13 protein-coding genes, 1 tRNA gene and 2 pseudogenes are annotated in these 18509 nt (G+C 57.4%); 4 read left to right on the top strand and 12 right to left on the bottom strand.

What is annotated here, in order from left to right:
- Positions 1–102 precede the first annotated feature (102 nt).
- From ACO77H_RS12745 to ACO77H_RS12730, 4 genes are all read right to left on the bottom strand, one after another.
- The gene (locus ACO77H_RS12745; RefSeq protein WP_432755625.1) at positions 103–663 is read right to left on the bottom strand and encodes a nucleotidyltransferase family protein; all 561 of its coding nucleotides are present in this window, start codon (positions 661–663) and stop codon (positions 103–105) included.
- Positions 664–716: 53 nt separating this feature from the next.
- A complete protein-coding gene (locus tag ACO77H_RS12740) occupies positions 717–1196 on the bottom strand; it encodes a VOC family protein (protein ID WP_169957043.1) in 480 nt (159 codons plus the stop codon).
- Positions 1197–1251: 55 nt separating this feature from the next.
- Positions 1252–2463: an EAL domain-containing response regulator gene (locus ACO77H_RS12735; RefSeq protein WP_170058018.1), complete on the bottom strand. Its 1212-nt coding sequence runs from the start codon at positions 2461–2463 to the stop codon at positions 1252–1254.
- 151 nt (positions 2464–2614) lie between these two features.
- Positions 2615–4675, bottom strand: a complete 2061-nt coding sequence (locus ACO77H_RS12730) for a TonB-dependent receptor (protein WP_432755624.1) — start codon at positions 4673–4675, stop codon at positions 2615–2617.
- Positions 4676–4934: 259 nt separating this feature from the next.
- On the opposite strand from ACO77H_RS12730, the gene ACO77H_RS12725 reads away from it, so the two are divergent.
- Positions 4935–6155 carry a multidrug effflux MFS transporter gene (locus ACO77H_RS12725; RefSeq protein ID WP_170058017.1) on the top strand — a complete coding sequence of 407 codons (1221 nt, stop codon included), beginning with the start codon at positions 4935–4937 and terminating at the stop codon, positions 6153–6155.
- A gap of 15 nt (positions 6156–6170) precedes the next feature.
- Positions 6171–6782 carry a TetR/AcrR family transcriptional regulator gene (locus ACO77H_RS12720; RefSeq protein WP_432755623.1) on the top strand — a complete coding sequence of 204 codons (612 nt, stop codon included), beginning with the start codon at positions 6171–6173 and terminating at the stop codon, positions 6780–6782.
- A gap of 185 nt (positions 6783–6967) precedes the next feature.
- On the opposite strand, the gene ACO77H_RS12715 is transcribed toward ACO77H_RS12720, so the two are convergent.
- Positions 6968–7321, bottom strand: coding sequence for a hypothetical protein (locus tag ACO77H_RS12715; RefSeq protein WP_432755622.1), 354 nt, complete (start codon positions 7319–7321; stop codon positions 6968–6970).
- A 302-nt stretch (positions 7322–7623) separates the two neighbouring features.
- Between ACO77H_RS12715 and ACO77H_RS12710 the strand changes: the two genes are divergently transcribed.
- Both ACO77H_RS12710 and ACO77H_RS12705 read left to right on the top strand, forming a co-directional pair.
- Positions 7624–7710 (top strand) — tRNA-Leu (locus ACO77H_RS12710).
- Positions 7711–8101: 391 nt separating this feature from the next.
- Positions 8102–8665 carry an isochorismatase family protein gene (locus tag ACO77H_RS12705; protein WP_432755621.1) on the top strand — a complete coding sequence of 188 codons (564 nt, stop codon included), beginning with the start codon at positions 8102–8104 and terminating at the stop codon, positions 8663–8665.
- A 595-nt stretch (positions 8666–9260) separates the two neighbouring features.
- Here ACO77H_RS12705 and ACO77H_RS12700 read toward each other — a convergent pair.
- The 7 genes and pseudogenes from ACO77H_RS12700 to ACO77H_RS12670 all read right to left on the bottom strand — a co-directional run.
- Positions 9261–11081 (bottom strand): MOSC N-terminal beta barrel domain-containing protein, encoded by a 1821-nt coding sequence (locus ACO77H_RS12700; RefSeq protein WP_432755620.1) that lies wholly within the window; start codon positions 11079–11081, stop codon positions 9261–9263.
- Between the two features lie 46 nt (positions 11082–11127).
- On the bottom strand, positions 11128–11889 hold the full coding sequence (gene chbG, locus ACO77H_RS12695; protein ID WP_432755619.1) for a chitin disaccharide deacetylase: 762 nt from the start codon (positions 11887–11889) through the stop codon (positions 11128–11130).
- 250 nt (positions 11890–12139) lie between these two features.
- Positions 12140–13846 carry an N-acetylglucosamine-specific PTS transporter subunit IIBC gene (nagE, locus tag ACO77H_RS12690; protein WP_432755618.1) on the bottom strand — a complete coding sequence of 569 codons (1707 nt, stop codon included), beginning with the start codon at positions 13844–13846 and terminating at the stop codon, positions 12140–12142.
- A 25-nt stretch (positions 13847–13871) separates the two neighbouring features.
- Complete coding sequence (gene ptsP, locus ACO77H_RS12685) at positions 13872–16382, bottom strand: phosphoenolpyruvate--protein phosphotransferase (protein WP_432755617.1); 2511 nt, start codon at positions 16380–16382, stop codon at positions 13872–13874.
- Between the two features lie 36 nt (positions 16383–16418).
- Positions 16419–17441 carry an SIS domain-containing protein gene (locus ACO77H_RS12680; RefSeq protein ID WP_169956649.1) on the bottom strand — a complete coding sequence of 341 codons (1023 nt, stop codon included), beginning with the start codon at positions 17439–17441 and terminating at the stop codon, positions 16419–16421.
- Positions 17422–17559 (bottom strand): annotated as a pseudogene (locus tag ACO77H_RS12675) (hypothetical protein); the annotation flags it as partial. The pseudogene ACO77H_RS12675 and the gene ACO77H_RS12680, both read right to left, overlap by 20 nt.
- Positions 17560–17623: 64 nt before the next feature.
- Positions 17624–17827 (bottom strand): annotated as a pseudogene (locus ACO77H_RS12670) (type VI secretion system contractile sheath small subunit); the annotation flags it as partial.
- Positions 17828–18509 lie beyond the last annotated feature (682 nt).

Below are 18509 nucleotides of genomic sequence, written 5' to 3'. Positions count from 1 at the left end.
GCACGCAGAACAGCAAAATCACCTGCCTGTGTCGCGGCAAACACCGGTGTTAAAGCCTTTGGATTATCACCATCACTGGCAAGCCAGGTTTCGCAGTTTAGTCTATGGGGCCTCAATCCTGAGCCATGGCCAACGAGCCTGATAGCTCTTGGCCTTGTGCTCGAACAGCTCTGGCTGCGGGGTGATGGGGTTGAGTCGAAGTATTCCCTGCCCGATGTCGGCCAGGCCGTAGGGCGCATAGATTTCGCCAGTGTCCACGGCCAAGGCGATACAGGTGCCCGCCACCAGGTAGCGATCCACCCCGCCACGGGCTGTGTGCAACTGCGGGTAAGGCATGCCGAACCGCTGTGGATACCACAGGCGCACGCGCGCCTGGTTCCTCACTTCAATGTTCGCATCCAGGTCGCGCAAGAGTTCGCTGGCGCGCTCAATCACCTCATTCTCGGCTTCCCAGGACATATCGGTGTCAAAGTAGAACACGTCGTAATCCTTCACCCCCCAATCGGGGCTGAGCCCGGCCTGATGATTCCATACCGACTGGAACAGGCAACCCGCCGTCAACAGGCATTGGTCCAGGCCAAGGGCTGGCAGACGCGCGGTCAATTGAGCGTTGATGGGGTTGGCCATCGCCAGCTCGACCAGCCTCTGGGCCGTCAGTTTCATCTGCATTCCCTTGCCGTTCCTGTATTGAAAACGCACGTTATACCAGGGTTTCATCAACCCTTGAGCGCCGCCTCGATGCCCGCGATGTCGATTTTCACCATGCCCATCATTGCACCGAATGCACGCTTGGCCGCCGCGGGGTCGGGATGGATGATCGCCGCCATGAGCATGCGCGGGGTGATTTGCCAGGAAAGACCCCACTTGTCGCGGCACCAGCCACAGGCAACTTCCTCGCCGCCATTGCCGACAATCGCTTGCCACAGGCGATCCGTCTCAGCCTGGTCGTCAGTGGCCACTTGGAATGAAAACGCCTGGTTGTGCTGGACACCCGATCCGCCATTGAGGCCCAGGCATGGGATGCCCATGACGGTGAACTCCACGGTCAGCACATCGCCCTGCTTACCCGCGGGATAGTCGCCCGGCGCCTTGTGTACGGCCTCGACTGTGCTGTCCGGGAATGTGGCGGCGTAGAACCTGGCAGCCTCCAGTGCGGCGCCGTCAAACCAGAGGCAGATGGTGTTTTTATGGGGCATCTGGAGTCTCCAAAAAGGAAAGTGAGCCCTTGAGTCTAGCCCCTGTTTTCCAACATCAGCGCGTGCTGCGGGACGCCGACCTCATCTCCAGCCACGAGAGCGCACGCGCGGCGCTCATGGGCCGCGCGCAGAGATAGCCCTGGCCCTGATGGCAACCCAACTTGAGCAAGCGTTGGCGCTGGCTTTCGTGCTCTACGCCTTCGACCACGACCGCCATATCCAGCGCTTCAGCCAAGGCCAGGGTGCTGCTGATCACCGCACGGTTGCGGGGGCTGCGGTCAAGGTCGCGAACGAACCGCGCATCGAGCTTGATTTCGGTGAACGGTAACTGGCACAGGCGCTCCAGTGAGGAGTAGCCGATACCAAAGTCATCGATGGACAGGCCGGCCCCCATCATCCGCAGGCGGATCAAGGTTTCGAGCACCCTGGGAGAGACTTCCAGCAGGCCGCTTTCGGTGATTTCGAAAGTCAGGCGCGACGCAGGTATGGCGTAGCGCTCCAGCGCCTTGCACAGCTGTGGCAGCAGTGACTCATTAGACAGTTGCTCGGCCTCCAGATTAAACGCCAGGGACAGCACGTGCCCTTGTGCCTGCGCCGTTTGCACAAAGGCCAACGCCTGTTCCAGCAGGGCAAAAAACAAAGGGTCCATCAGCCCGAACTGGCTGACCTGCGGCAAGAAATCCGCCGGGCATAGCACGCCGTACTGCGGATGCTCCCAGCGCGCGAGCACTTCAAGGCTGCCGACTTCACCGCTCGCCAAATTGAACTTGGGTTGAAAGAACGCCTTGAGCTCATGCCCTGCAATGGCCTGTTCCAGGCCGGCCTGGCTGGCGAGCGTGTGGCGTGCCTTCTGAGCGGCATGCCCGGGGGCGACAGTGGTTTCCAGGTATCGGCTTAAGAGCGGGGTGATCGCCCCTGCGCGCACTGGCACATCGACATACCCGAGGACACTGACCCCCAGCATGCCGACCATACGGTCGATGGCGTCTTGCAGGTCGGGGGCAAGCACGCTGCAAATGATGAGCGACTTGACCCGGCGGGTACGGCTGAGCAATTCGAGCGTAGTGAGCCCCTGCATGCCCGCCTCGTCCAAGGCACAGAGCACGATATCCACCGGTCCTGCGTGGTCCAGCAACTGCAGCGCAGCCTTCACGTCGGCCACGCCCTCCACGCTGTCACAGCCGGCGTCCTTGAAGGCCTGAATGGCAACGAGCTGCTTGAAGGGGTGCTCTTCGAGGACCAGAACACGAATCGGTAGAAAGGACATGACACATCACAGATGAGATAGAAGTGCGCTCATTCTCACGACATCTCCTACCGACGTATTTAGGAAAGCTCTTAAATGGAAAGCGAAAAATCCATGGTTTGAAAACGCCGCCAATCAACTGTGGGAGTTGACTGGCCAGCGAATCATTACCCTACAGGTCGTAGCGCAACGCCAGGCCCACTGTGCGCGGTGCGCCCACATCGACGATATCGCCGCTGCGGTTGTTGGTGATGTATTCCTTGTCGAAGGCGTTTTTCACGAAGCCGGAGACCGCGACATTCTTGGTGACTTTGTACTCGGTGTTGAAGTTGACCAGCCAGTAGTTGTCGCTGCGGCGCTCGCCCGTGACTTTGCCTGCAGTATCGAACTCATACTCCGACGGCGCGGTGCTCTGGTACACCAGGTCGGTGTTCAGGGTCAGGCGCTCGTTCCAGCGGTAGAGGCCGCCCAGGGACAATTTGTACTTGGGCGAATAGAGGAAGTCCTCGCCGCTCATATCGCGGCCATCACCGGTCACGAAGTCCTTGTACTTGCCTGCGGTGATCGAGCCACCGGCAGTCAGGGTCAACTGCGCGCCAAGGTCTTTCTCGACAAACACTTCCAGGCCCTTGATATCGCTGCTGCCGGCGTTGAACACCTGGACGAAGTCGGTGTTGCGCTCGAGCACGCTGACCTGCTGGTCTTTCCAGTCGGTGTAGTACAGGTTGGCACGGGTCCGCAGGGTTTTGTCGAAGAACGAGCCACGGTAGGACAGCTCGTAGTTGGTGGTGTATTCCGGGTCGTAGCCTTCGTGGCCGCCACCGGCACGCACGTTGACGCCGCCACCGCGATAGCCTTTTTGCACCATCACGCCAAGGTACTGGTTAGCGGCCAGTTCGTAATCGAGCCCCAGTTTCGGCAGGAGCGCATCAAACGACTTGCTGACCTTGCCAGGGCTGGAGAAATCGTCCTGTTTGATGTGGGTGTCGTTGGTTTCGTGGTCGTAGCGCAGGCCGGTGATCAAGGTCCACTGCGGGGCGAATGTCCAGTTGATTTCACCGAACACAGCCTTGCTTTCAATGGTGGTCTCGCCCTTGGCGGTGCCGAACAGGACGTTATTGAACAACAGGCGGTCGTGGAAGTTGTTGGTGTTGTGGCCGTAGTAGGCGCCGACAAAACTCTTGAGCGTGTCGCCGCTGTAGTTCAGGCGCAGTTCCTGGCTGAACAGGTCGCCATCCTGGGTGCGCAACACCACTTGGTTGGCGTCGGCGGACTGGTCGAAATCCAGGCGCGCGTCGTAGTCGGAACGGGTATTGGCGGTCAGGCTGGTCAGCGACCAGTTGTCGTCCAGGCGGTAGTCCACCTTGGCGCTGAGCGTGTCCTGCGCGAGCTTGTCATAGGCCTTGGTGTTGGACGTCATCTTGTAATAACGGATCTTGTCGTTCTGGCGCATCGCCGAGTTGTCACCCTTGCGGCTTTCGCCATGGGCGTAGGTCAGCAGCACATCCAGATCGTCGTTGGGCAGGATCAGCAGCTTGCCCCGGGCATTGGCGGTGCGGTTAGGGTTGGCGTCGTCATGCAGGGCGACGTTGTCGATGTAGCCATCGCCCTCCTGGTAATCCACGGCAATGCGCCCGGCGATCTTGTCATCGACCAGCGCGCCGCCACCGGCCACCGCTGCACCGCGCTCGCCATAGGTGCCCATGTTGGTGCGCGCGGAAAAACTTGGTTCGAAGGTCGGGTTGCGGGTCTGGATCACCACCGCGCCGGCCAGCGAGTTACGGCCCTGGGTGGTGGATTGCGGGCCGAGGAACACTTCGACCTGGTCGACGTCCCACAGCGGCATCGGGCTGAGGGTCAGGGCGCGGTTCGGTTGCACGGCGCCGTCGACGAATACCGACACCGCACCGTTGAGCGTGGCCGGGCCCTGGTCGTCGAAACCGGACACGGGCACGCCGCGAATCCCCCAGTTTTCATTGCCGGACTGGTTGTACACACCTGGCGTACGCGCAAACACATCCACCAGGTCACGGTCGTGCTTTTCACGCAGTTGCTGGTCGGTCACCACCACCACGCTGGTCTGGGTCTGCTCCAGGCTACGGTTGATCTTTTCACCGGTGACGGTGATCGGCGCAATCTCCAGAGCACTCGCAGGTTCTGCGGCCCACGCAGCGTTGCACAGGCAGATCGCCGAACCCACTGCCACCGCCATTGTCGTTTTGTTGAAATTCACGCCCTGCTCCCCTACGCCTGTTTTTGTTTTTTCTGATGCCCAGAACGCTGTTTGTGCCCAGCGGGCGCGAGTCTAATCCAATCTTGAATTTAAAGAAATACAATTGATAACGACTCTCATTCACTTGCAGCGATCACGTTGTATCGCTACCGATACTCACGGATTCATGGCGCCTCTGCCCTGTTGACCGATCTAAAAGGTGCCGTTAACATCCGCACAACCTACCGACCGGTAGGATGTTTTAGTATCTGGAGTCTGTATGAATTCGCAACCCACCCCCGGGGTTCCCCTGAGGCTGGCTATCGGCCTGGGACTGATCGGCGCCCTCGGCCCGTCGGCTGTCGATATGTACTTGTCGAGCCTGCCCGAAATTGCCCGCGAGTATCAGAGCAGCTTCGCCAGCGTGCAGTTGACCCTGACGTTCTTCCTCCTGGCCATGGGCGCTGGACAGTTGATCTTCGGGCCCATCGTCGACGCCTACGGACGCCGCCGGCCCCTGCTGGCCGGCCTTGTGGTGTTTACCCTGTGCTCGTTGGGTGCGGCGTGGGCGCCGACCCTTGAAACCTTGATCGCCCTGCGCTTCGTCCAGGGACTTGGCAGCGCACTGACGCTGGTGGTGATCATGAGCATGGTGCGGGACGTCAGCGAAGGCGTAGCCGCGACCAAGCTCTTTGCATTGCTGATGACCATCGAAGGGGTTGCGCCGATCTTCGCCCCGGCACTGGGCGGGGTGATCGATACCCACTACGGTTGGCGTGCGGTGATGCTGGTACTCGCCGCCTTTGGCCTGGCAGTGCTGGGCAACAGTTGGCTGTCGCTGCCGGAAACCCTGCCCGCCAACCACCGGGAACCGCTGCGCCTGGGCGCCGCATGCCGGACGTACCTGGCGATTGCCAGGGACCGGCACTTCCTGCGCCCGACCCTCGCCGTGGCCGCAGTGTTCTTCTTTCTGTTTGCCTACATCGGCGGCGCAACCCTGGTCTACCAACAGACCTACGGCCTGAGCCCGCAAGCCTTTGGCATGCTGTTCGGGGTGACCGGCGTAGCCATCCTGATCGGGGCGATGAGCGCCGGGAAGCTGGTCAGCCGCCTGGGCTTGAACCGTCTGTCGATGATCGGCGTGACGTGCATGGCCGCAGGTTCGGCAATCGCGGTGGTTTGCACCCTGACCAACCTGGGCCTGCCCGGTATAGTGGCAGGCATGGCCATCGCCCTGTTTGGCCTGGGCATCGCCGAATCCACGCTGATGTCGCTGGTCATGTCTTCGCAAAAGCGCGCGCTGGGCTCAACCGCCGCACTGCTGGGCGCGTTCCAACTGTCGATCTCCGCCAGCGCAACGCCGCTGTCGGCATTGGCCCTGAACCATGGACCGGTGGCCTGGGCCACGCTGCTGTTGGCCAGTGCGTTGCTGACCTGCCTACTGACAACGCTCAGCCTCCCCCGGGGTGCAGGCGCAGCCTATGACCTGACCGGGCACTGATTGAGGAACCCCACCATGACATCCAACACCCTGACCTCGGCCGCCGAACGCATCGCGTACCTGGCGCTGGACCAATTTGCCGAGCACGGTTACGATGCGGCCTCGCTGAATGACATCGCCGTACGCGCGGGCATCAAGAAGGCCTCGCTGTACGCCCACTTTGCCAGCAAGGACGCGCTCTACGGGGTCGTACTCGAACTTGCCTTGCAGGCCGAGCGCGACTACGTGCAAAGCCAGTTTGCAAAAAACGCCCGTTCGATCAAGGCCCCCGGCGAGGTCTACATCGACAACCTGCAGCGCCGCTACAGCGCCCATGCATCCCTGCGGTTCTTGTTGAGGGCCGCGTTTTACCCACCGGCGCCGCTGAGGGGCGTGGTCATGTCCGGATTCAATGACTATATGGCCATGATCCGCAGCCACTTCCAGCAGGGGCTACTCAAAGCCTATCCGGCCGTAGACGAACAGACCGGGGAAGTACTGGCGCAGGCCTACCTGGTGATGATCGACAGCCTGCATGTAGAGCTGACCTACGGTGATGCACAGGCCTACTCGCGCCGACTGGAGGCGCTGCAACGGTTGTCACGGGCGGTGGGTTACGCTGAGATTATTCGTCGGTTGCGTGAGTAAGTATCTGATAGGGCTTGGCGAACATCTCGCACAAGCCCCCTCGGTTTACTTGTTCACCTGCCTGTCTCGTTCAATGCGTATCGAATGACACTGGGGACACAACAACCCCAACCGCACCGCACGAGTGAATCGGTGCTCACACTTCTTGCAACGGAAGAAGTACGGAGGGCCGTCGATAAAACCACTCATGACTGTTTCTTTTTAAGGACCATTTTTCCCTTCTCAAAGGAGATCTCCTCGTAGCCTTTGAACAGGGCGATGATCAGACCTAAGCCAAGAGACGCAGCAGTGATAATGGCTGCTATCTCAAGTCCCGTCAGTGCCGCGATAGGTGCCGCCGCCGCCATCGATAGCCCGCCGGTAAAAGGCACAGCCGCCAGTGCGGCAGTCAACAACCCAACGGTGATCGTTCCCGCTACCGCGATCTTCTTGGACGACTTGAGCTTGTCTGCAAGCTCACCTTGGACAGTGATCTGCTCGTAACCGGCATTCTTGGCAGATTCAAGTTCCGTTTTGGTTCTCACCGTGATGACGCGCATGTCACTACCCTACTCGATTGATCTAAACGTAGATGATCGCACAATGCCATGCGCTAAACAGCTGCTACAACGCCTGCGCGATGCCAGCCTTGAAAGTGCGCCAGGGCGTCGCATGCCCCTCCAGGAAAAATGTAGACCACTGATATAGCGGGCTTTTTTTCAAAGCTGACACGCCCGATCGAACAGAAAAAGAGCACATGCAAACTTGCGCCAAGGTGCCTGGATCTATATATTCCCTAGCCTGCTGCACCGCTCAAGCGCTTTGTTCGACAAAGCCTATTGAGTTGCTTCATCGCGCTGCCGCCCGAATGGCGAAACTGGTAGACGCATGGGACTTAAAATCCCCCGCTCGTAAGGGCGTCCCGGTTCGATTCCGGGTTCGGGCACCATAGATATCAAGGGCTTGCATGATGAACTTCATGCAGGCCCTTATCTTTTTTGTTCCGCAATTTTAGGCCCTGCTCCGCAATTCTCCTCCCGACGTCCTGCCGACAGCTCACAATCCACCACCAAGCAACCCAACTGCTACGCTGTTCACTCCAACGAGGAACACCGATGCAGAACTCAGATCTGCTCCCTTCCCTGTTGTCCAAAATCAACGAAAACCAACTCGCCCTTGAGGCAGCCTCACGGGGTTTACGAACTGGGTTGAGCAGCAAGGTGGCACAGAAATAGCCGACAACGCTCGCGACGCGTTGGATTCATGTTCGACCAGTTGCTGGGAACAGATTGTTACAGCAAGCTCAATCCGCTCGCCCCACCTGAAGGAACTGAAATCACATGAAGGATCAACCCAGCCCTATCCCCCTGGTTATCCTTGACGTTCAGGACGCCATTGACCGCCCGAATTGGGACGGAAAAAATAATCCTGGGTACGTGGCGGTAATCCAACGCCTTCTTGATCTATGGCGATCAAACGACTGGCCAGTTCTGCACGTGAAGCACGATGAACAAACTCCTACATCTAGTTATTACGTCCATGGCCCGTGGAATGGCATCAAGGAAGTCGTTGCCCCGATAAAGGGAGAAGTCGTCATCATCAAACATGAAAACTGCGCCTTCATTGACACCGAGTTGGACGCCACTCTCAAAGGGATGAAAGCAAAGCAGTTGGTGCTAACGGGGGTCGTCATTCATAACAGCATGGATGCCACGGTCCGTGCGGGCAAAGCACTCGGATACAGCATCATTCTTCCCTCAGACGCCACAACTGCTGTGCCCGTCGTCGGGGCGAATGGAAAGACCTGGGACGCCAAAACTGTTTACGACCTGACCTTGGCAATACTTGGTGATGAATATGCCGATGTTATGTCATCGGACGAAGTGATCGCACAGTTCACGTAAGGCTAAGAGGCTTCCTTAACCACTCAGCCTCAGTATGAGGCACCCATTGATGCGATAACAGTCGATAGCGCCAGATGCAAAAAGCCCGGCGCTAGTTGGGCGGTTGGCTGCCACAGCGCAACTCGAAAGCTACTGATATCTCGAATGCTCGCACGCTGCCTTCAATCGTTGCATCGCATCCGGCGCCATAGGCGCGGTCATCATTGACCTGTAGGTCATGCACTCTTGAGTTTCGTGGGGCTTTGGAATATCAACGTGACTCGAAGCGCACCCCGCCAGCAGCACCACCGCTACCGCCGCTATCAAAATCCGCATGTCGTTCCCTCTATGGTTTGGCGGGACTGTAGCACTTCTAGGACTGCGTAAAAGCTCAGCCCCTAGTCGTGTTTTACCAAGCACATGGATGTCCAGTAAGCTGCTCATTCAAACTGAACAAGGACGACTCGCGTGTAGCTACGGGTATTCATCACGCCCAGCAAAAACAGCGTCCTTTCTGCTGAGCCGCACGGGGTGTTGCCCGGCAGTCGATCCTCGATATGCGCAGAGAGCAGCATTTTTTCCATAAGCTGGAAGTTTGAAATTTCTATACCTCAAGTCACGCAGATTCTACTACCAAGTCTGTTAATGGAACCGCACAGCAGGTCAAGACATGATTGCTCAGTTGTTCTTCTGCAGATAACGCTGATGCACTTTGTTGGTCAACGAATCCAGAAATGACTCTAACTTTACATTGCCTACAAAACCCTGCCCGACATCCATAAGGTAATTGCACACCCGCTTGCTCAGCTTGAAGCAATAAAGGCTGCTGATTATCGCCTAAGAAGGCGACTCCATTGACCATCAGGTTAACGGACCTAAACTCAGCTTGAGGAACAATAGCAATATTGAACGTTTCTTGATGATAATGTGACTTAGGCACACCGAGTATCAATAATTCACGCTTAGCATATTTCATGAATCCATCAGGACCACAGGCAAATACCTGCCGCTCGTTTACCTTAGGAATCCCCTTGAGCAACTGAGTATCTAAGCGTCGCTTTGGCCCGCCCCAGAACTCATCAGGCCGGGTTAATGCGATAATAATTTTTAGATTGGGGTTAACGCTCTGAAGATAATCAATCTCTGATTTAAAAGCTATGTCTTCCCGAGTACGGCATTGATAGTAGAGATAAATATCAATATGCCTTTTATTATCATAGAGGTAACGCAGCATAGAAATCATTGGTGTGATACCGCTGCCCGCAGCAAGCAATAAAAGCTTATCAGCAGTAATATCGAGATAGAATTCACCGCCAGGTGATTCGATAGCTAACTTGTGCCCCACCTGCAAGTGGTCATGTAACCAGTTCGAGACACGCCCACCGGGTGCTCGTTTTACCGATATTGCATATAGTCCCGCGCGTGAAGGTGTTGACGATAGCGTATAGCGACGCGTGAAATACTGACCGTCTATTTTAAGTGTTATAGGAAGATGTTGCCCTGGAAGGTATGAGGGGAGTAAATTGCCGTTTCCAGATTCAAACCAGAAAGTACAAATATCGTGAGAGACGTTCTCCCGCTTAACACAAATCAGACTTAGGCTTTTAGTGGTACTGGCGTTAAATACCTCCCGGGGCTTCTCTTCTAAAACCTCAATAAAATCTCCTACTCTAATCACTCCTTCGTTGAGGGCAACAAGATTATGCCCGAATTTAATATTTCCTTGTTCATCGCTTCTGAATTCAGACAGTGTTTTTAACGGCTCTTTTTTTGCATCGAAGGTTGTGCTTTTCGGATCAATCGTTGTGAGAATACATCGCGTGCAGGGTTTAACTCCCTCAAAGATAACGTCACCAATACGAATTCGCTTCCAGCTATCTTCATCGAAAGCATTCGTTCCACTGACCACTAGATTAGGTCTAAAATGGGTCATTGAGACATTCTCAATGCTGCGCTCATTCAGCGCGGCCAAAGAGGCCTCACTGATGATAAGCAAAGGGTAACCGTCAGCGAAACTGATGTTAAATGGAATAGCCTCACGCGTTCTATTTGATTGTTCACCGGTATAAAGCAGTTGCACCGGGGCACTCAAAATAGCCGAAAACCATTGATTCGCCTCATCGGTAGTAGTAAAGGCAATAAAGTTATCTTTGAACACATTGGTACCAGCCTCAAGCATCATAAAGTCTGAATACTTTAATACGAGACGTTTACATTGCGCATAGGTTAAATATAACCCCTGCGCAAATAGCGTAGCGGTTATATTAAGTAACTGCGGGAACTCACGGGCCGTTATCATCTCGCCATCTTCACGCGCCACCATAAAGCGGCGATCGAACGCAATCCCCTGCTTCTCAACCCACACTTGTGATTGGCTGATTCCACCAGTCGATTTAACAGGATAAAATGTTATCTCAGTTAAATAAGGTTTATTCATCAAGACCACCTGATCCTCCGGATATTTTTAGGCCGATTTGAAATCTTCAGATCGAAGAGTAGTTTTCCAAGCTATATCCGCAGGATATGATTTCTTTCCTGAGCGCTAGGGAGGTCAAAACATCAACTTCTTTAATTCGGGGGTAGCAATATGAACTCTTTAGAATGACCTCGTCTAAAAATGCGGGGTGACACATTATCTCAAGACTCATATCACCTCTCTTATCGGCATTCTCTAGTATTTGCAGGATAAGCGCCTCTGAAACGGCTTCTCCATAAAAACTGGAATCGAAATAATTGGTGGAGCGGGAAGTGTTTACTTGAATATTAAATTTTTTAGCCTCAGTGCGGTCTATCCGCAAAGGCAATGATTTACTGCTTGCGAAGCTCTCAACCACGGGATAAATTTCTGGCAGCATATGAACAAAATGATGGCTGTCCAAATGTGTAGGGACCTTCCCAAAAACCTCTATAAACTTCTCAAATTGCGCATTTAATTCGACTGCTATCTCTGCGGGTTTCAGCATTCCCTTTTCTGCATATTCCCACAACCATTTACCTAGATCCCCGGCTTCATTAACCAGACTTTTCATAGCCGTTAACGGACGTCCATAGGTCAAAACAAAGTGAAGCCCGACGCCTAAACCTGGGTTTTTCTGACTCAGTTCAGCTGCGTGTAACGCATAAGGAGAGGTAACCATGGCGGTTGTCGAAGTGACGATGCCGTTATTATAGGACTCAACTATCCCGTAGTTCTGGCCTTTGCTCATGCCAAAGTCATCGGCATTAACAATTAAGATTTTTTTCATTTTGCTCCTCTCGTCATTTTCAATACTCCTCTGAATAGCGGGCTAAAGCAGAGAAGCGGAGCCTAGGGAGGCCTTGACTTATCAGGGGTCAACAGCTGATTTTTTGCATAAATCAACGTCTCCCTAAGGGAGATCTGAAGTAGTCCGCGTTTTTGATGCCGTCGTTGATTGAGGTCAAAAAAACGCTGCAACGCCATCCGATCTCAAAACACGCATTTATAGGCCCGACGGAAATTTCGGCGGTTTCCCTTTAAGCGCCCGCCCCGGTCTGCTGAGCACCGACCAAGTACTCAAGCGCCTCACCCAAGCCTGTGGCCTTGTCACCAATCAACAAGTGCCAAACACCGCTTTCCAGTTGGCTGACACCTTGGCAACCCAGCGCAGTGAGATCAGCTTCGGACAACCCCGATTCATCCCCCAACTCCACCCGCAACCGCGTCATCGCCACCGCTTCCAACTGCCGCACATTCCCCCTGCCACCCAAAGCACTCAGCCATTTCTCGGCTTCCTGCACAGTCACCGCCACCTGCTTATCCAAGGGCACGACCGACACAGGTGCTCTGGCAACAAACGAAGGCATGGCCAACCGAATTTCATCAGCAATGCAATCCGCCATCGGCCCGACCACCACCTGCAAACTCCCGCCGCTCCCTGGCCGCACAACAGCTATCGCGCCGAGTGCCTTCAGCTCCGCGTCCACCGCCTTGTTGCGGTCGACCATGTCCAGGCGCAGACGGGTGGTGCAGGCGCCGACGCTGAGCAGGTTGGCGGCGCCGCCCAGGGCGCGGATATAGGCACTGGCCCGCTGGTTATCACTCATCGCTTCGGCCTGTACCACCTGGATATCTTCACGCCCCGGCGTCTTCAGGTTGAACCGACGAATGCAGTAGTTGAACACGCTGTAGTAGATCACCGCGTAAGCCAACCCCACAGGAAACACCAACCAGCCATTGGTGGACTTGCCCCAACCCAGCACCATGTCGATAACCCCTGCGGCGAAGGTAAAGCCCAGGTGGATATCCAGCATATTGGTGACAGCCATCGACAGGCCCGTCAGCACCGCATGGACCAGATACAGGAATGGCGCGAGGAACATGAACGCGAATTCAACCGGCTCAGTCACTCCGGTCAAGAACGAGGTCAGCGCCATCGACAGGAAAATCCCGCCCATGACTTTGCGGCGTTCAGGCAGGGCGTTGCGGTACATCGCCAAGCAGGCAGCGGGCAGGCCGAACAGCATCACCGGGAACATGCCGGTCATGAACTGGCCGCCTTTGGGGTCGCCCGCGAAGTAGCGGGCGAGGTCGCCAGTGACCACGGCGCCGGTCACCGGATCGGTAAAGGTGCCGAACACAAACCACACCATATTGTTGAGGATGTGGTGCAGGCCAGTGACGATCAGCAGGCGGTTGACCACCCCAAACACAAACGCGCCGAGGCTGCCGCTTTCCATCAGCAGCACGCCGAAGCTGTCAATACCGTGCTGGATCGGCGCCCAGATCAAACCAAAGATCACCCCCAGTCCAACCGCACTGAACCCCGTGATAATCGGCACAAAACGCCGCCCGCCAAAGAACGCCAGGTACTCCGGCAACTTGATGTCCTTGAAGCGGTTATACAGCCCGCCTGCCATCAAGCCACTGGCGATACCCGCAAGCATGCCCATGTTGATGGAGGTGTCCATCCCCTTGAGGGTGGAGACCATCACCAGGTAACCAATCGCACCGGCCAAACCCGCCGTGCCGTTGTTGTCACGGGCGAACCCCACGGCGATGCCGATGGCGAAGATCAGCGCGAGGTTGGCGAAAATTGCCTGCCCGGCGTCGTGCATCACCGCGATGTTCAGCAGGTCGGTGTCGCCCAGGCGTAGCAGCAGGCCGGCGATCGGCAGGATCGCGATCGGCAGCATGAGTGCCCGGCCCAGGCGTTGCAGGCCTTCGATGAAATGTTGATACATGGCATGTCTCCTTTTGTTGTTGTTATCAGCTCAGCGGCCAGTGGTGTTGACAGGCTTGGCGGACGGCTTTGGCACTGCTCAGGTCGAGCAGGCCTTGGCTCAGTTGCCGGCATTGCGCCGCGTCCAGGTGGCGGACGCGGTCCTTGATTTCACCGATCTGCGGCGAGCTCACCGACAGCTCGCTGACGCCCAGACCGACCAGCACCGGGGTGGCCAGCGGGTCGGAGGCGAGGGCTCCGCACACGCCGACCCAACGCCCGTGCTTGGCCGCACCGGCACAGGTCTGGGCGATCAGCCGCAGCAGCGCCGGGTGCAACGCATCGACCCGCGCGGCGAGGCCGGCGTGGTCGCGGTCCATGGCCAGGGTGTACTGGGACAGGTCATTGGTGCCAATGGACAGGAAGTCCGCGTGCTTGGCCAGTTGCTCGGCCATCAACGCAGCGGCGGGCACTTCGATCATCACTCCTAGTTCGGGGCGCTGGGTCAGTTCCAGCTCTTTGCACAGCTCATCGAAGCGCTGGCGGATGTGCAGCAACTCGTCGACTTCGCTGACCATCGGCAGCAGGATGCGGCAACGCGCCAGCGGGCTTACTTGCAGCAGGGCACGCAGTTGCTGGTCGAGCACCTCAGGGCGGACCTGAGCCAGGCGAATACCGCGCAAGCCCAACACCGGGTTGGTTTCAACCGGCAGCGGCAGATAATCAAGCTGCTTATCGCCGCCCACATCGATGGTGCGGATGATCACGGACTTGTCGCCCATGGCATCCAGCACAGCTTGGTAGGCCTGGCGCTGTTCCTGCTCATCCGGCGCGGTGCGGCGGTCGACGAAGAGAAATTCGGTGCGCAGCAGGCCGACGCCATCGGCGCCGCTCTCAAAAGCAACCTGGGCTTCGGCGCTGGAGGCAACGTTGGCGGCCACTTCGATGGTCGTGCCATCAATGGTGTTCGCCGGCTGTTGGGCCTGGGCCTGTTGCTGTTGGCGACGCAGCTTCTGTGCGTCGCGAATCTGGTGCACTTCGGCGCGGCGTGCTTCGGTGGGTTCCAGTTCCAGGCGCCCGTTGACGGCGTCGAGCACCACCCGTTGGCCTTGGGAAACATCGAGTACTTCGGCGCCCAGCGCTACCACACACGGCAAGCCTTTGCCACGAGCCAGAATCGCCACATGGGAAGTCGCACCGCCTTCGGCCATGCAGAGGCCGGCAGCCTTCTGGGCACTCAATTGCAGCAGGTCAGACGGCGTCAACTCGTGGGCGCTGACGATCGCGCCGGCAGGCAATCCGAATTGCCAGGCTTCACCGAGCAAAGCTCGCAATACGCGTTGTTGCAGATCCCGTAGATCGTTTGAACGCTCGGCGAACAGTGGTTTACCCAAGGCCAGCAACACCCCGCATTGCGCCTGGATCGCATCGCGCCAGCCGTGGGTAGCGGCGCTGCCGTTTTCGATGGCGCCGGTAGCCGCCTCCAGCAGTGTTGGGTCCTCCAGCAAGGCGAGATGCGCCGCGAAGATCTCCTCTTCCTCGACGTTCTTACGCTGGCGGGCATGCTTCAGTGTCGTGCGGATTTCGCTGCGCACTTGATCCAACGCTGCGTTCAGGCGTTGCAGTTGTTCGTCGGCAGAATGGTTGCCGGTGTCGGCCGGCAGTTCGATACCAGTCAGGCGAAACAGCGGCCCGTAGACCAGTCCCGGCGCAGCACACACACCTTGCAACACACCGGCTTCACTGTTTGCCCGGCGTGGAGCGACGATGGCCGGGACGTGGTGTTCTTCTTTAATGACGACGGATAAGGCCGCGACCAATGCCTGTAACGCCGCGTCGCAATCCTTGCCCAGGCAGGTGACCTGTACCTCGTCCTGCTCACCAATACCCAGCCCCATCAACCCGATCAGGCTGTCGCACGACGCCGAGTTGCCGGCGAAATGCAGCTGCGACAGGCTGCTGAAACCCTGGGCGGTCTTGCGAACCAGGGCTGCGGGACGCGCATGCAGGCCGCCGCGATGGGTAATGCGCACGCTGGCGCTGGCATGTGCCTGGGAGTTGTCGGACACAGACTGCACGGCGGCAGGCTGGCGCGCGACGATGCGCAGCAGGGCTTCGCCGACCTTGACCGTATTGACGGCCACCGGGCGCAACTCGAACTGCTCGCCGTTGGTGAGGATGATCAGGCTGACCAGGCTTTTGCACTGGCGGGCGATGCGGTCCAGGTCAAAACGCACCAGGGGCTGCCCGTTGCTGACCCGCGCGCCTTGCTTGACCAGCAGGGCAAAGCCTTCGCCATTCAATTGGACGGTATCGATGCCCACGTGCAGCAGCACCTCGGCGCCATTGTCGGCGCGGATCGTCAGGGCGTGGCCGGTACGGGCGACGTGGATCACTACCCCGGCACACGGCGCATGCAGGCAGTTGTTGAGGGGGTCGATGGCAATCCCGTCGCCCATGGCGCCACTGGCGAACACGTCGTCAGGCACGTTGCCCAGGGTCAGCACCGGCCCGCTGAGGGGGGCGCTGAGGGTGAGGTCATTATTATTGTCGGGCATGGGCACGGTACTCATCAGGAAACGACAGAAACCAACTCAGTGGGTGCGGGTGACTTTGCTCAGGTGGCGGGGTTGATCCGGGTCCATGCCCCGGGCCTGGGCCAGGCCTGCAGCCATCACATAGAAACTCTGGATTGCCAGGATCGGGTCCAGTGCCGGGTGCTCGGCGCGGCTGAGGGTCAGGTCGCGTTCGGCAATATCGTCGGGCGCGGCCAGCAGCACCCGGGCCCCGCGTTGGCGCATTTCCGTGGCCAGGGTCAGCAGGCCCGGCTGTTCGGCGCCGCGCGGGGCAAACACCAGCAGCGGGTAGTTGTCGTCGATCAGCGCCATCGGCCCGTGGCGCACTTCGGCGCTGCTGAAGGCTTCGGCCTGGATCGCCGAGGTTTCCTTGAGCTTGAGCGCGGCTTCCTGGGCGATGGCAAACCCGGCGCCACGGCCGATGACCATCAGGCGCTGGCAATCGCGCAGGGCGTCGATGGCCAGGCTCCAGTCCTGGGTCGCCGCTTCGCGCAGGCCGGCAGGCAGGGCGTGGCAGGCTTCGAGCAGGCCGTCTTCCTGGTTCCAGTGCCCGACCAACTGGGCGCTGGCGCTCAAGGTGGCGATAAAACTCTTGGTCGCGGCCACGCTGCGTTCGGGGCCGGCGCACAGCGGCACATGGAATTCGCAGGCGGCTTCCAGGGGCGAATCTTCGGCATTGACCATCGACACACTCAAGGCCCCGCGCTTGCGCAGCAGGCGCAGGCTGTTGACCAGGTCCGGGCTCTGCCCCGACTGGGAGAAGCCAAAGGCCGCCTGGCCGCTGACTTTCAGCGGCGCCTGCGCCAGGGTCACCACCGACATCGGCAGCGACGCCACGGGCACGCCCACGTGCTGCATGGTCAGGTAGGCGAAGTAGCTGGCGGCGTGGTCCGAACTGCCACGGGCGACGGTCATCGCCACTTGCGGCGGCTGGCGGCGCAGGCGGCCGGCGACCTCGGCCAAAAGCGGGTCGAGGCATTGCAGCTGGGCCGCGACGGCCTCACAGGAGGACAGGGCCTCTTCAAGCATTTTTGAAGTCAATGGTTTCTCCTTCGACCATTACGTCGGTGAGGTGCAGGGAGCGGTCCAGGCGCACGCCGCCCAGGCGTTTGGTCACGGTGTGGCTGCCCACTTTGTATTCGCCGTCGGGCATGCCGGCGGTGCCGGGAGCGAAGCCCACCAGCTTGGCGGACTCATTTGAGGCGTTGATTGCCTGGATGTGCTGCGGGGCACGCACCACGGAGGACGCTGTCAAAGTTGTTTTTTTGAATATTAACTTTTCGCTGTTCCTCACCATTACTGTAATCACCCATGACCATTAGTTTCAGTGGCAATTCGACTTTCTTCTGAGCACTACCGATGTGCAGGTCTAGCGTTATATTGACCCGCGTCTTTGGCACTTCATTTTGGAAACCATTTGAAGTCATACCCCCTCCCCTCCAGGCTTTTTTGCAGCAGCAAGTGCTGAAGCGAAACCAATACTGAAACCAGTGCATATAGCAGGCGCGTCAACTAGCACACCCGCCACAACACATTAAATTCCATTCTTAAAGAGGGCATAAAGCGCTTACACGTTGCTCGCTTTTTCCCGCCCAACACCATGGTGAATAATTTCAAATGGTGATTACTAGCCTACACAGCGCGCCAGGGATCATTCAGAACAAAAATCAGGAATTATCCTACAAATAAACCTATTAAAGTTCGGGAACCCGCTCCGCACTTGTAGGAGGGGTATGACTCACCCACATGGGTTACAAATCAGTTCACGCACATAGGTAACAGTTACTAACTGGCATGCAATTACTGATCGTCGGATACCTTCAACTACCTACAAGACACCGACCAAAGCTGAAAGGAGAAAATTTGAACAAGAAGCCGTATCGTTATTTGGTGCCCTTGATTTTTTGGAGCGTTGCTCTCTGCGTCCTTGTTTGTTACATGGCATAGCCATATTTACTCCCAAGCCTTCCTCAAGCCAGATCTACAACAAAGCTACCTTATCGTCTCATCAGCACTAGCATTCATAACTTCGCTTGGCATGTTATTCTTTAAAGCAAACATCACACCAGGTAACACCTTCAAAAATATAAAAATCATTATCTGCACTCC

Source organism: Pseudomonas sp. WMBT8, assembly GCF_050916005.1.
GTDB lineage: Bacteria > Pseudomonadota > Gammaproteobacteria > Pseudomonadales > Pseudomonadaceae > Aquipseudomonas.
Note: the sequence above shows the minus strand (reverse complement) of the source record. Positions and strands in the feature narration are given on the sequence as shown.